Origin of the sequence: Haloferax massiliensis (assembly GCF_001368915.1) — an archaeon.
GTDB classification, from domain to species: Archaea; Halobacteriota; Halobacteria; order Halobacteriales; family Haloferacaceae; genus Haloferax; species Haloferax massiliensis.
The window spans coordinates 490,097-503,988 of record NZ_CSTE01000001.1; the positions used below are offsets into that span (position 1 = coordinate 490,097).

Below are 13,892 nucleotides of genomic sequence, written 5' to 3' on the forward strand. Positions count from 1 at the left end.
TTACAACTTTTCTCGTAGATGGTCGAGAACTTTAACGAGAAGGCTGATTTCATTTGGTCTATTGCGGACCTTCTCCGGGGCGACTACAAACAGTCCGAGTATCAGAAAGTAATCCTGCCGTTGACTGTCCTCCGACGGCTTGACTGCGTGACTCAGCGGAACAAGGAAGACGTCCTGAAGCGGTACGAACAACTCGAAAAACAAGGAATCCAGAACGTCGCGCCGGCGCTGAAGAAAGCAGCCGGAGAGAAGGTGTACAACACGAGCGAGTTCACCTTCAAGTCGCTGTGTGACGACCCGGACCAGATTGCGAGCAACCTCCAGTACTACATCAACGCTTACGACGAGGAGACGAAGGAGATCTTCGATAAATTCGACTTCGGTCACCAGATCCAGCGCCTCGACGAAGCCGACCTCCTGTATCAGGTCATCCATGAGTTCGCTAAGATGCCGCTTCATCCTGATGAAGTCCCCAACGAGGAGATGGGGTACATCTACGAGGAACTCATCCGAAAGTTCAACGAGCTCAGCAACGAGACCGCCGGGGAGCACTTCACGCCCCGCGAGGTCATCGAGCTGATGGTGAACCTCATCTTCGATGAGGACGACGAGGTTCTAACCGAGGAGGGCGCAGTCCGTACGGTCTACGACCCCGCTTGTGGGACCGGCGGAATGCTCAGCGTTGCAGAAGATCACGTGCGAAGCTTCAATGAAGAATCGAATCTCAAGGTCTTCGGCCAAGAACTCAATCCCGAGAGTTACGCCGTCTGTAATTCAGACATGCTCATCAAGGGCCAAGAGCCGGGGAACATTGCGTATGGGAACTCCTTCACCAACGACGGATTCCCTGATCGAAGGTTTGACTACATGCTGTCGAACCCACCGTTCGGCGTCTCCTGGAAGAAGGTCAAAGATCAAATTGAGCGGGAACACGATAAGCAAGGTTTCGGAGGTCGATTCGGGGCAGGCACGCCTCGTGTCAACGACGGTGCGTTCCTCTTCCTGCAGCACATGATTAGCAAGAGGAAGCCTCCGGAGGATGGGGGTTCCCGGATTGCAATCGTGTTCAACGGCTCGCCTCTATTCAACGGGGGTCCAAACAGCGGTGAATCAGCCATCCGACGATGGATTATTGAGAACGATTGGCTGGAAGGTATCGTTGGGTTGCCGGAGAACTTGTTCTACAACACTGGCATCCGGACGTACATTTGGGTTCTCTCAAACAACAAGCCCGAGCACCGCAAGGGAAAAGTCCAGCTCATCGACGCACGGGACCTGTACGAGGAGATGGACGAGAGTCTCGGAGACAAGCGCCACAGACTCACTGAGGATCACATCAAGGAGATTACTCGTATCTTTGGAGACCTCGAAGCTAACGGACGGTCGAAAGTCGTTGATGGCAAGGAGTTCGGTTACCGACGCATCGTGATCGACCAACCACTTCGGCTTCGGTTCCAAGTCAGCCAGGAACGCATCGCTGCATTAGACGACGAGCGGGCATTCACGAACCGGGATGAGGACATCCAAGAGCGCATCAAAGAAGCGTTGTCAGAGATGGATAAGGAGAAAGTCTGGATGGACCGTGAGTCGTTCCTGAACGACGTCGAGCTCCAGTTGAATATGGCTGGGCTGGATATTCGGAACAGCGTGTACAACGCCATTGAGCGCGTAATGGGTGAAAGTGACCCGGACGCCGAGATTTGTCGTGACGGAAATGGAAACCCAGAGTACGACAGCGACCTACGCGAACGAGAGCGTGTTCCGCTCGGAACGGACCCGCACGACTACTTTGAGGAGGAGGTTGATCCGTATCTGGAGAATGCGTGGATTAATGAGAGCAGCAAGTACCACGATGACCAAGATGGAGAACTTGGTGTTGTAGGCTACGAGATTAACTTTGACCGCTATTTCTACGAATACACACCCCCACGGCCAGTTGACACCATTGATCAGGAGATTAGGGAACTGGAAGGTCGAATTTCAGAGATGCTCCAGGATGTGCTATGAAAATGGAATACAGCGAGGGGGATGAGCTGATTGAGTCAGGAGTAGACTGGATTGGCCAAGTTCCATCACACTGGGATACAGTGAAAGTTCGGTTCGTTGCAAGGCTCGAATCAGGTCATACCCCTAGTCGTTCTGTAGACGAATACTGGGAAAATTGTGACATCCCTTGGGTTACTACTTCAGATATCAAGAAATTCAGAGGTGGACAAAAGCTGTATCTGGAGAATACAGTGAACGAGATTAGCGAGCTAGGGCTAGAGAATTCTGGTGCCCGTCTACTTCCTAAAGGAACTGTCTTTTTGTCGCGCACAGCTTCCGTAGGGTTTGCTGGAATAATGGGACAAGATATGGCAACGTCCCAAGACTTTGCAAACTGGGTGTGTGGGGATGATGTACTCCCAGAATACTTGGTGTACGTCTTCCGCTCAATGGATCAGGAGTTTTCAAGGCTAATGCAGGGGTCTACACACCAAACAATCTATATGCCAGACATTCGGTCTCTTGAAATGCCGCTTCCACCCGTCCCTGAGCAGGAAAGAATTGTCTCTTATTTAAAAGAACATCTCTCTACGATAGATTCAATTCTCAATGACAAAATGGGCCTCGTTGAGAGGTTGGACCAAAAGAGACACGCTGAGATCACAACCGCCATTACAGAGGGTATTCGGCCTGATGCCAAGACGGTTAATACAAACAATGACTGGTTTAGCGAAGTACCTGAGCATTGGGACATCATGCGGCTCAAGCGGTTGCGTAAAAGACACATCCCCATTGTCTATGGAATTGTTCAACCGGGACCTGATCAGGATGAGGGAATTCCATATATTAAAGGAGGTCAGTGTGAACCGGAGAAGTTGGATCCAGAGCTTCTCTCAAAGACGACTCCAGAGATTGCCGAAAAATACGAGCGATCAAGGCTCAATGAAGGCGAGCTAGTTTACGAAATCAGAGGAAGTGTAGGTCGGGTAGTTGAGGTACCTCCAGAATTAGACGGAGCGAATCTGACTCAAGACACTGCCAGAATCTCCCCACGTGAAGGCATTAATACGAAATGGCTATTGTACGCGTTACGTTCACAGCCCTTCTTCCAGCAAATGGAGGTCAATAGACGTGGTGCAACAGTTGAGGGTGTTAATCTGTTTGACCTTCGAAGGGGACTACTCCCTGTTCCGCCAGAAGATGAACAAGTTGAGATAGCTAGCTACCTCTCCGAGGTTGATGAGAACATCAGCAAGGTCAAGAGAGCTGTTGAGCAGAGTATCGATCTCCTCAAAGAAGAACAGCAATCTCTGACGAAAGCAGTTGTGACGGGTGACATTAATGTCGAGAAGGTTCAAAGTAGTGACAAGCCCCGGAACAATCTAGCATGAGTAAGATTCACGACGAAGAGAGCTTTGAAGATTTCATCGCGTCTCATCTCGTACAACACGGTGGCTACGAACAGTTACCGTCCGAGGAGTTTGACCGGGAGCAAGGCATCTTTCCCGACGTTGTCGTGTCCTTCGTCAAGGAAACTCAGCCGGAGAAGTGGGAGAAGCTGGAAACTGCCTACAAGGGGAACGCTCGGAAGCGCTTCTTGCAAGACCTAACGAGCGCGATGGAAGGGCGTGGCACCCTAGAGCTACTCCGCCACGGCCTTCGAACAACTGGGACGAGGATCGACCTCGCGGCGTTCAAGCCGAACACTGGACTGAATCCTGAGGTCCAGGAACGCTATGAGGCGAACCGCCTAGGAGTCAATCAGCAATTCTACTACTCGACGACCGACCCGAAGAAGAGTATCGACCTCGCCTTAAGCGTCAACGGGATTCCGGTGGCCACTGCAGAACTGAAGAACAAGTTCACCGACCAGAGCGTCATCGACGCGAAAGCGCAGTATGAGTCTGACCGCGACCCCGGTGAACCTGTTCTGAAATTCAAACGGGGTGCACTCGTTCATTTCGCCATAGACCAGGATGAGGTCGAGTACACGACCGAACTGAACGGCGACGACACCTACTTCCTCCCGTTCAACAAGGGTCACGACGGCGGGTCCGGGAACCCTCCACGAGAGGACAGCCACCGAACTGCTTACCTCTGGGAAGAAGTGTGGGAGAAGGACAGCTGGATGGACATCCTTCAGCGGTTTATCCACATCGACACCGAAGAAATCCGGAAGGGCGGCGTGAAGGTCGGCGAAGAAGAGACTATCATCTTCCCGCGATACCACCAACTGGAATGCGTCCGTCAGCTCGTGGATGCGTCAAAAGAAAACGGCGCCGGCGAAGACTACCTGATTCAGCACTCGACCGGGAGTGGGAAGAGTAAGTCCATCGCGTGGTTGGTCCACCGACTCGTCTCACTCCACAATGACGCCGATGAAGCAGTCTACGACGGAGTCGTCGTAGTCACGGACCGCACTATCCTCGACGAGCAACTTCGGAACACAATCTACGAATTGGATCACAAGACCGGCGTTGTCCACGCAATAAAGGGTGAGCAAGGTTCGAAGTCCCAAGAACTGGCGGAAGCTATCGAAGCGGGCAAGCCAGTCATCATCACCACGCTTCAGACGTTCCCCCACGTCATCGAACACGCGAAACGGCTCCCCGAACGGGATTACGCTGTGGTCGTGGACGAGGCTCACAGTAGCCAGTCTGGCGAGATGGCCCACGAGATGAAGCAGATACTCTCCGGTATCGACATCGACGAAGACGACGATACTGAGGACCTCATCTTGAAGAGCGCAGAGACGCGGGGAAATCAGGAGAATCTCAGCTTCTTCGCGTTCACCGCGACGCCGAAAGGCAAGACGCTGGAAGCGTTCGGAACAATACCCGAGGGCGGTGACAAGCCCGAGCCGTTCCACCTCTACTCGATGCGCCAAGCCATCGAGGAAGGGTTCATTCTAGACGTCCTGCAGAATTACACGACCTACGAGACGTTCTACAACATTGCGAAGGTCATCGAGGAAGATCCACAGGTCCCGCAGAAGAAGGCAGTCAAGGCGGTGTCCAAGTTCCTGAAGCTTCACCCGCACAACATCGCTCAGAAGGTCGAGATCGTCGTCGAGCACTTCCGCGAACACACACAGCACAAGATCGGCGGGAAGGCGAAGGCGATGATCGTGACGTCCTCACGTGTACACGCAGTTCGATACAAGAAATCGATTGACAAGTACATCGAGAAGAACGGGTACAACCTGAGTGCACTCGTTGCGTTCAGCGGCACCGTCGAGGATGACGGGTTCGAGTACACCGAGCCCGGTATGAACGACGGGATCAAGGAATCTGAGCTTCCCAGTAAGTTCGACACTCCGGAGTATCAGGTTCTCGTCGTCGCCGACAAGTATCAAACTGGATTCGACCAGCCGCTTCTGCACACGATGTATGTGGACAAGAAGCTCTCTGGAATACAGGCTGTCCAGACGCTGTCAAGGTTGAACCGTACGCATCCAGGGAAGGAGGACACGTTCGTACTCGACTTCGAGAATGACCGTGAGGATATCTTCGACGCGTTCCAGCCCTACTACGAGAAGACGACCATCGACGAGACGACCGACCCACAGCACATCTACCAACTGGAGTCCGAGCTGAATGCGTTCCAGATCTACACCAAGCACGAAGTGGACCAGTTTGCAGAGGCGTTCTTCAGCCCCAAGAACAAGGGTACTGAACAGGCGCACGCGAAGCTGAGCAGCCATATTCAGCCAGCACGGGATCGATATATGGTCGCCGATGAGGAAACGCAAGACGAGTTCCGCTCGAAGCTTCGCTCGTTCCTCCGGTTGTACAAGTTTCAGTCGCAGGTCGTCAACTACGCAGACACCACGTTAGAGAAGCTCTACACCTTTGGCCGCTTCCTCTACAAGGAACTCCCACGAGACTCTCGGGAATCGCGGGTGGAATTCAATGATGAACTCGCGCTGCAGTACTACCGTCTAGAAAAATCGGATGAGGGTAGCATCGAACTTGGCTCCGGCGGAGGGAGCGTGTCAGTACCGAATGAAACTGGCACAGGGAGTCAGGAAGACGACGAAGTTGAACTCTCGACTATCGTTGAGAAGATCAACGAAGAACTTGGAACAGACTTCACGCAGGCAGACCAACTCTTCCTCGACCAATTGAAAGAGGACGCTCTGGACGACGACCACCTTCGACGGTCGGCACAGGTCAACAGTAGAGAGAACTTCGCGTTAGAATTCGACGACGCACTGACCGAGATGTTCATTGACCGGATGGACCAGAATCAAGAACTCTTTGCCAAGTTCATGGATAACGACGAAGTCCAAGAAGTCATTACTAATCACTTGCGACGCCAGGTATACGAAGAAAGTCAGGCAGCCAATAGTTGAAGTATTGCTGAAGCTCACTGCTTAGGATGACACGTAACGTCTTCCTCCGTTGTTAGATGTCCTTCAAGTCCAGAAACCTGGAAACTTCATCGATGTTGTCTACAATTTCGTCGAACAATTTTATTTTATAGAACTCTAGGGTGTTGGGGAACGTTTTGTAAGACCCTTTTCGCTCATCGTCCTCGTCCGCTTCCTTCTTCTCCTCGTCGCATTCGAGACATTTGTACCTGACCGCTTTTCTTTTAGAGTTTTTCAGAGGTGACTTGCCGTCGCGGACCATTGCTGAACCGCACTTCGAACAAAGCACAGCAATCTCGGAAGAGCTCTCAACCAGAGGCATAACGCCAAATTCGAATAGCAGAAATTCCAGGTCTAAGACCTCTCCTGGAGAGTTGGTGTTAGAATACCGCTCTCTGACTTTCTCCACTTTTTCATTGACGCGTCTAAACAAATCTTCATCAATGATCTGCAAATCGGGCATGTCTAGCGTGGCTTCCTGACCCTGATCACCGATGCTTTCACCAGATACTGTGGGATTTCCGATATAGAGCGGATCAACCAGCATTGTTTTCAATCGAGAATGGGTCAAAGGCTCATCCAGAACGTTCTCGTACTGCGCGTTGACCTTCTCGATGGTTTCCTTGTATGGCCTATGGATCTCTGCCTTCTCGAATATTCGGAATATTGCTTCTGCAATTGCTACTTCATCCGTATCTTTTTCCAGCAAATCATCTTCGGAGGACTTGTATCCGATTCGGTACTTCCTGAACCAGGTTTCGTAGCTTCCGTCAGTGAAATTCTCAATTTGACCTTTGAGAGTATGCTTGGCTTTGTTTCGGTTTTCAATTTCGCCAGACATGCTTGAGACCCATGTCATCGCCAACCCCTCTAAACGAGTCAAATCAAGCACACCCTCGTCAGTCACAATGGTAATGTCAAATTCCCGTGTGAAAACGTCGAGTAAGAAGATACAGAACGAGTTCCACCGGGCAATTCGATTTATGTCATGAACAAAGAAAAATCGCACCTGTGGATGTTGAACAAGACGAACGACTTCTTCGAGTCCAGCACGGTCTGTTCCCTTGCCGGTCTCAGCTACATCAACAACTGGGTATGAGTACAGAGGGATCTCCATTTCCTCTGCCTGGTCAAGCATTGTCTTCACCCTGGCAATACAACCAGATTCATCTTGGTTGTTTGAACTGAAACGACCATACAATACACCATATTCGGTGTCGATTGGAAGATCCTCGTGAGGAGGAGCAACATCCCACCTGGACAAGTCAATTTTATCGAGAACTTTGTTTGACGGCTGTGGTGCACTTCGCGTAACAGACGATACCTCATCAGACTGTTCGTGCGGTTCCTCGAATTCCTCATAGAAATCCGCCAAGGTCGCTGTCTTGTGTGACGATAGTGCTAACGCCACCGAAGCGACTTGAGCAGCCATTAGAGGTCCCCGTAGGTTCGGGATTGATAAATTCTGGGCCAGCGAATATATAATAGAACGGATACGCGAACGGTAGAGTGTCCGAATCCGATCTTTTATATCAACTTGGTACAAGCGAGCGGCCTTCATCGACTTTGGTTCTGGTTCAGGCATTTGCAACTGAACGAACGTGCGAATCCAGCGTTTCGCTGCTTAGCAGGTTCCTACACTACGTTTTCGGCATTTCAGCGTTTTCCGCCCCGGTTTTATATACCCTGTAAGTCAGCATTTGGATAGCCAATGAGTAATTCAGAAACTCGCGGTATTCTGACCGAGGCGGATAAGGAATGGCTCCGTGGCGAGAAAGAGTACAATCAGCGCCAGACAGAAGCCAAGAGGAGGCGAGATATCCGAGAACGAGTTTCTATGGCGATGGAGGATTTCGAGCTTCTCGCAGAGCACTGGTCACCTTCTGAAATGGAGAAGGTCCTCGAAGATATTGACGGCGAGGCGCGTGCAGAGCAGATGATCACGTTCCTCTACATCGCACTTCAGGAACACGCGTTCGACGTGGAACACATGTTAGAAGAGGATCCAGAGGATCGCTCACTCTCGTTCCAACGAGCCCTGTCAAAGGGAATTCGTAACGGAAAACAGCACTTTGGTGACGACCCGGGCCGCGTGATGGTCGGTTCCAACGTCCACCTGTTCGAGTTCCCGGAAGTTGATGACATCCAAAGTGTGCTTACCACTGAGCAGTGGCGAGAAGACAATCTATTCCATCAAAAGTCAGTCACAGGTAGTGAAGACGAAATTCTACCGAGGGAAGGAGAGGAGGTTGCAGAGAATTATCGAAGGAAGATATATGGAAAAATATGGTCTGATATAACTTCACGAAGAGGATTGATTGATGACGACTTTAAAGAATACGAGTTTTAATCACGTATCCTGATTGAGGAACGTTCTGTTGAACCTCCTCACATAAAGCGTAGTGATGCACCCCCCAACCATTATTTGTAATTGAGTCTACGATTGGGACATCATGCTAAGAGTTGGTGCAGATGAGGGAGGTACGTCTCTCAAACCCGTCTCATTACGCGATAAGGGGTTACATGAAGAAGATCTCCGTGAGTGGATTATCAAGAGTCCGCAGGAAATTCTGGGAGAGGATTATCTGCTGATTGGCCGCGAAGTGACCGTCAAGCACATTGGAGACGCTATCGACCTTCTCGCAATTGATCGGGACGGGAACATCGTCGCTATTGAGCTGAAACGGGGTGCGTTAAAGCCGGAGGTAGACTTTCAGGGCCTCAAGTATGCCGCGTATATTTCCCACTGGGATTACTCGAAGCTGAGAGACCAGTTTGACAAATTCAAGACTACGTCATGGGGTTCTGGCATTTATGATGAAGAGCTAACCTTCACAGAAGCACTTGACGAGTTCTGTAACGAGGACTATACGCTTAATCAAGACCAGCGCATCGTCTTCGTCGGTGAATCAGTTCGTGAACGTCTCGATATCGTTCTTCGGTGGCTCAGTGACCGATCAATCGATATCACGGTTATTGAGTTCCAGTTGCTGGAGGACGATGACCGACTCTATCTTGATGCCGAACAGACGATTCCGACGCCCGAACACACGATTTCGGATGTGAGTCCGGATACGTCAGAAGAACCATGGAAGGAAGACGGTCGAAGTTGGCATCTCAACGAACGGTCCAACGACCAGACTGCGGACTTATTGGAGAGAGTGGCAGCGGCCCTTGAAGAATTGGAGTTTCTGGATGGACCGGGATGGGGACAGAAGCACTACGTCTCCTTCGTCCAGGGACGAAAGCGTAGAATTGCTATTCGGACGAAACGCACCCTCTTTCACGTTGATGTCTACGATGTCGATCCGACCTCTGTAGATATCGAACAGGTTTCGGAGCAGTTGGGTATTCCAATTGAAGCCATTTCCGCCGAAGAAGACTTGCGTAATAGTGGTCGATCCGGCGTACGAATTACGTGCAAGCCAGAGTATGAGGCCAATCTAGACGCATTCGAGAGCACGTTCCGAGGGATCTTTGGTGAAGAAGACGAGTGAACGGGGAGTGACTAATCATCTGCTTCTTTTCTCTTGATTCATGTAGAACGTAGAACCAGCCAAAGCTACATTTGATGTTACAGATACTGTAGTTCTAGTGGATGAAACAGATCACCGAGCGCAACTAGAGGACCTCCAGCGGGAGCTCGACAACATCGAAAGGCCACCCGAAACGACGTTAGAAATCTTGGGCCAATCGAGGGTTGAACAACGGTGGGAAGAACTACTCGTCTATTTCCTCGACTCCACCAACCCACATGGGTTCGACACAGACGTGCTCCGAGCTTTCCTGAGGGCCCTCTACTCACACGGCGACACCTCCATGTCCGGCCCCCTACGGAACTTGGAAAATGTCGAGGTTTCATCGCAGGTGTCCACTGGGAACGGCATTTTTGATATCCTCCTTCGACAACCGGACGAATGGTTCGTCTGTATTGAGCTGAAGGTTGATTCGCCTGAGACCAACGCACAAACGGAGCGATACGCCGAGGCGACGAGGCTCGGTAATCTCGACACGCGCCAACACAGCGGGACTGACGAGTACGTCTACATTGCTCCCGAAGAGGCCCCTGCCTCAGTCTCGGAAGACTTCGTCGATATCTCCTGGGAGCATATCGTCGCGGAACTAGAAACTGTATTGACCGACGGATTCGGAAAATACCCCTCGAAGAGCAGCGCACAGCTGGCGGATTTCATCGATACGATTCAACTCGAACTGAACATGGGCGACATCAACCAGATTTCCGAAGAGACCGTACTGTACACCGAATACGCCGAGACAATCAATCGAGTGCAAGACGCATTCGAACGTGACAAAGAGCGACTCTACAATTCGCTTGAGGAGACGTTCTTCGCGGAGTTCGGCCATGATGAATGGGCCTCGAACACCCGACCGAATACGTATATTCAACTCTACAAGCCGGAGTGGCGAGACATCGGGTCCGGGACTAACATCGAATACGAGCCGCACCTCTCGCTGAATCAGAAACAGCCTACAATCAGACTCCGGCTGGACATCGAGCATACGGGCAAAGACGAAATCCGAGAGAAACTGTCTGCGAGAGTGAGTCAGGAGGCATTCGAGGATGCGGGCTGGGAGTACGTCAACGGGGCATACGCACTCGTTGCGAAGACAGTCTCACTCGATATCGAAAACCCACAGGCGTCGGTTCAAGAAGCGATTGAGGAGCTCCAACAGCTCCATGGTCTGGTGGGTGAGCCTATTGAGGAGATCCTGAACGAATATACAGAATCGCAAGCCTGACTCAATTGAAATCCTCCAAAGCTGCTAGAACTGGCGTGCGTATGCACTCTATATTCAGCACGCCCTCAGAACCCTCACCAATCGCTGTCAGAAATCGCATGACACATACAGAGGGTGAATTCAGTAGCCCAGTTACCTTCGTTTCATCGGTGAGGTGTGCGTTGACCGATAGGAGGGGTCTGTACACCAAACAGTTTATTAAATGAGAACTTTGGTTCCAGCATGGTCATCGAACAACACATCGGTTCAATAATTACTGGTACAGTCGCTCTTGCTGGCGCTGCTCTCGGATATTTGGGTAGTCTAAAGTCCCAACGAATAGCCACAGAGGCGGAGAATAAACGGCGCAGAGCAGACCATCTATTGGAAAAGGAGGCTGAACTGCTGATTCAACTGCTGGAAGATGCAGAACATTGCCATGCCGTAGCACAGGAATACATGAGTAAATCTTCAAACGGTGACTTGAGCGATGAATTTCTCGTAGATGCAAATGACGCACTTGCCTCGTTCGAATCAACCGCCCGACAATCAAAGGTATTCTTGGACCCCGAAAGGCAGGAATCTTTGAATTCACTACTTGGGACATTGAGAACGATGTATATGTACGGCGATGAGCAGCGTAAAGGGCGTCCCCAAATGGCAGAGGAGATACTGAACCGAGAAGGGATAGTGAAAGACTTCAGGGAATTTATCGACTCAATCCAGGCGCTCATTCAGGAACGGACCTCTGAGTTAAATTCCTGAATCTGCATCACCCGTGTGAGTGAGTTTTTGTTTGTTTTTAGCCTGTACTACAGATTTAACATTTCACCACCAGCCGTGAGTCCTATGGCCGAGACGCGCCCTCTATTCAGCATGGCCTCAACAAACTATCAGCAACTGAGGGTTTCAACAGTGCCAGTTGAATCGATTAACTCCCGTATCTTCTCTTATTATCTCTAGACCCGGTCATGCCCTGATATCGAACTCGCAGTTTATCCTTCTCGTCTCGTTCGTCGTAGTGTTGCTCAATGACGTCTTCAGTGACATCACAGCGCTGACTCACGAATGAGCGGGTGACACCTGATTTCAGTTCATGTGTAATATAGCCCCGTCGGAGTGCGTGAGCCGCTTCGCTCGAAGGACACTTGGATTGCTTTCCATGCTCAGTTCCCTCGCAGGTTTCTGGGTCCCGATCATGAGGACATCCCTTTCCGATTGCACACGGACGAGTCCACTTGTACACATAGCGACGGATTGTAGACTTCGAGAGTCGGCCGAACCCGGCAGTCAACATCGGTTGGCGTCCGTATTCGTCTTCTTCCTCTAGACGAGTGGTTTCCAGATAATCGTCGATGACACCGCAACAATCGGAGCCAATTGCGACCAGGCGATCTCCTGCGTCGCCATTCTTCAGAGGCGTCCCCGTTTCCTCGCGGTTACGAATCCGGAGATGCGAGATTTCCGCATCTGGGAAGTAATCGTCCACGTCAAGGCTACGTAGTGTCCCTGTTCGAATCCCCGTCTCGGTCAAGATCGTCCAGATTACGTGTTCGAGTGACGCGTACTCGTACTTTCGGAGATACGAACAGATGTCTGCAGCGACTTCAGGCTCAATAATTGCATCACTGGACTGCCCTCCATTGTTGAGCGAGGGGATTCGAATTTTTTCGTGTAATGCCACATCAACTGCGTCTATCGATTCACAGAAGATGATGAAGAGACGGAGGATTTTGAGTTGCGAACACCAGGTTTCAGTTGCAAGGCTGTTTACCTTGTTACTGGCCTCGTCCCGTCGCCAGATGCGATATCGGTTGAGTTTCCGTCCAGTCAGTTCATTCAGGTTCTCGATGCCCGTTTGAGAGCACCACTTGCAAAAGAACCGAAGAGCAGATTCGTGTTGTCGAATCGAGGATTCACGGAGTTCGTTCTTTCGATCCCGTAAATAGAGGTTAACGGCTGTTTCTGGGGAAATAGGTTCTAACCGCTCAGAGGAGGTTACGGACTCCGAGTTGTAGCGGGACGGTGTGCTACCAGTCTCAGACATACTGCCCTCCAACTTTGTAGACTCGATCGACCTGTTCAGTTTCAGTAGGGTCGAAGTTTTTGTTTTGCATTGCAAGAGATCATACCGGAGAAACCGCAACGGGTGTGATTAGCCCGAATTCGCACACCATTTCGCTTCCAGATTCTCTCAATCGGTGTCTTTTATATACTCCGTAAGGCGAGACCACTGAGAGATAGAATTTGCATATCTGATTTCCCGAAACATTACTGTCCACCGCTAGGAAAATACACGAAATGAGTGAGGAGTCAGAATCCGAGGGCCCCTATCGTCGAATTGCGCTGGTTACAAGCAAGCGTCCCGGGAATCCACTTGCAGGTACTGTTGCTGCTATTTCCACTGGTGTCGAGATCGACTTCGAGTCACCGAAATTTGAATTCCTGATTAGCGAGGCTACCGATCAGTTCGATATTAGCTCGTATGCAACTGAGCTTCGGTTAGGAACCGTCTTTCTCGATGCCGAATCGAGCGAGGTCCTAGGTGTCTCCTGGGAGAGTTCTCCGCGCCCCTACAGCCACGATGATTTAGACGATGTCGTTGAGGACCTTCCTGACGGATTCTCGCCAGTCAGTCTAACCGACTGATATTGTGTTGAAGTCCCCATGGTATCATACCGCTGACGAAGAATAAGAAAAACGCAACGCACGACTCGAAGAAGCTTGTTGACCGAAGCCCAAACATACTGACCGTGTTATCGTCTGAAGTAGTGACTCTTGTTAGCCACGACTT

At 50.9% G+C, this 13,892-nt stretch carries 10 protein-coding genes; 8 read left to right on the forward strand and 2 right to left on the reverse strand.

What is annotated here, in order from left to right:
* Window positions 1-18: 18 nt before the first annotated feature.
* The 3 genes from BN996_RS02365 to BN996_RS02375 are packed head-to-tail and all read left to right on the forward strand — an operon-like array spanning window position 19 to window position 6,340.
* The gene (locus tag BN996_RS02365; protein WP_089776997.1) at window positions 19-2,007 is read left to right on the forward strand and encodes a type I restriction-modification system subunit M; all 1,989 of its coding nucleotides are present in this window, start codon (window positions 19-21) and stop codon (window positions 2,005-2,007) included.
* Window positions 2,004-3,377, forward strand: a complete 1,374-nt coding sequence (locus BN996_RS19955) for a restriction endonuclease subunit S (protein ID WP_167344090.1) — start codon at window positions 2,004-2,006, stop codon at window positions 3,375-3,377. The genes BN996_RS02365 and BN996_RS19955 overlap by 4 nt, the downstream gene beginning before the upstream one ends.
* Window positions 3,374-6,340 carry a type I restriction endonuclease subunit R gene (locus tag BN996_RS02375; protein ID WP_089776998.1) on the forward strand — a complete coding sequence of 989 codons (2,967 nt, stop codon included), beginning with the start codon at window positions 3,374-3,376 and terminating at the stop codon, window positions 6,338-6,340. The genes BN996_RS19955 and BN996_RS02375 overlap by 4 nt, the downstream gene beginning before the upstream one ends.
* 52 nt (window positions 6,341-6,392) lie before the next feature.
* On the opposite strand, the gene BN996_RS02380 is transcribed toward BN996_RS02375, so the two are convergent.
* Window positions 6,393-7,790 (reverse strand): recombinase family protein, encoded by a 1,398-nt coding sequence (locus BN996_RS02380; RefSeq protein WP_167344091.1) that lies wholly within the window; start codon window positions 7,788-7,790, stop codon window positions 6,393-6,395.
* A 279-nt stretch (window positions 7,791-8,069) separates the two neighbouring features.
* Between BN996_RS02380 and BN996_RS02385 the strand changes: the two genes are divergently transcribed.
* From BN996_RS02385 to BN996_RS02400, 4 genes are all read left to right on the forward strand, one after another.
* The gene (locus tag BN996_RS02385; RefSeq protein WP_089777000.1) at window positions 8,070-8,708 is read left to right on the forward strand and encodes a DUF8102 family protein; all 639 of its coding nucleotides are present in this window, start codon (window positions 8,070-8,072) and stop codon (window positions 8,706-8,708) included.
* Window positions 8,709-8,811: 103 nt separating this feature from the next.
* Window positions 8,812-9,855, forward strand: a complete 1,044-nt coding sequence (locus tag BN996_RS02390) for an endonuclease NucS domain-containing protein (protein ID WP_089777001.1) — start codon at window positions 8,812-8,814, stop codon at window positions 9,853-9,855.
* A gap of 97 nt (window positions 9,856-9,952) precedes the next feature.
* The gene (locus tag BN996_RS02395; protein WP_089777002.1) at window positions 9,953-11,119 is read left to right on the forward strand and encodes a PD-(D/E)XK nuclease family protein; all 1,167 of its coding nucleotides are present in this window, start codon (window positions 9,953-9,955) and stop codon (window positions 11,117-11,119) included.
* 222 nt (window positions 11,120-11,341) lie between these two features.
* Entirely contained in the window at window positions 11,342-11,863 is a 522-nt protein-coding gene (locus tag BN996_RS02400; RefSeq protein WP_089777003.1) for a hypothetical protein, read from the forward strand.
* A 166-nt stretch (window positions 11,864-12,029) separates the two neighbouring features.
* Here BN996_RS02400 and BN996_RS19660 read toward each other — a convergent pair whose 3' ends face one another.
* Window positions 12,030-13,145: a tyrosine-type recombinase/integrase gene (locus BN996_RS19660; protein ID WP_139043090.1), complete on the reverse strand. Its 1,116-nt coding sequence runs from the start codon at window positions 13,143-13,145 to the stop codon at window positions 12,030-12,032.
* Between the two features lie 254 nt (window positions 13,146-13,399).
* Between BN996_RS19660 and BN996_RS19665 the strand changes: the two genes are divergently transcribed.
* Entirely contained in the window at window positions 13,400-13,747 is a 348-nt protein-coding gene (locus BN996_RS19665) for a hypothetical protein (RefSeq protein ID WP_139043091.1), read from the forward strand.
* Window positions 13,748-13,892 lie beyond the last annotated feature (145 nt).

Excerpts from the sequence above, each read along its gene's own strand:
- BN996_RS02365 (WP_089776997.1), top strand. The coding sequence starts at position 19 with ATGGTCGAGAACTTTAACGAGAAGGCTGATTTCATTTGGTCTATTGCG.
- BN996_RS19955 (WP_167344090.1), top strand. The coding sequence starts at position 2,004 with ATGAAAATGGAATACAGCGAGGGGGATGAGCTGATTGAGTCAGGAGTA.
- BN996_RS02375 (WP_089776998.1), top strand. The coding sequence starts at position 3,374 with ATGAGTAAGATTCACGACGAAGAGAGCTTTGAAGATTTCATCGCGTCT.
- BN996_RS02380 (WP_167344091.1), bottom strand. The coding sequence starts at position 7,790 with ATGGCTGCTCAAGTCGCTTCGGTGGCGTTAGCACTATCGTCACACAAG.
- BN996_RS02385 (WP_089777000.1), top strand. The coding sequence starts at position 8,070 with ATGAGTAATTCAGAAACTCGCGGTATTCTGACCGAGGCGGATAAGGAA.
- BN996_RS02390 (WP_089777001.1), top strand. The coding sequence starts at position 8,812 with ATGCTAAGAGTTGGTGCAGATGAGGGAGGTACGTCTCTCAAACCCGTC.
- BN996_RS02400 (WP_089777003.1), top strand. The coding sequence starts at position 11,342 with ATGGTCATCGAACAACACATCGGTTCAATAATTACTGGTACAGTCGCT.
- BN996_RS19660 (WP_139043090.1), bottom strand. The coding sequence starts at position 13,145 with ATGTCTGAGACTGGTAGCACACCGTCCCGCTACAACTCGGAGTCCGTA.
- BN996_RS19665 (WP_139043091.1), top strand. The coding sequence starts at position 13,400 with ATGAGTGAGGAGTCAGAATCCGAGGGCCCCTATCGTCGAATTGCGCTG.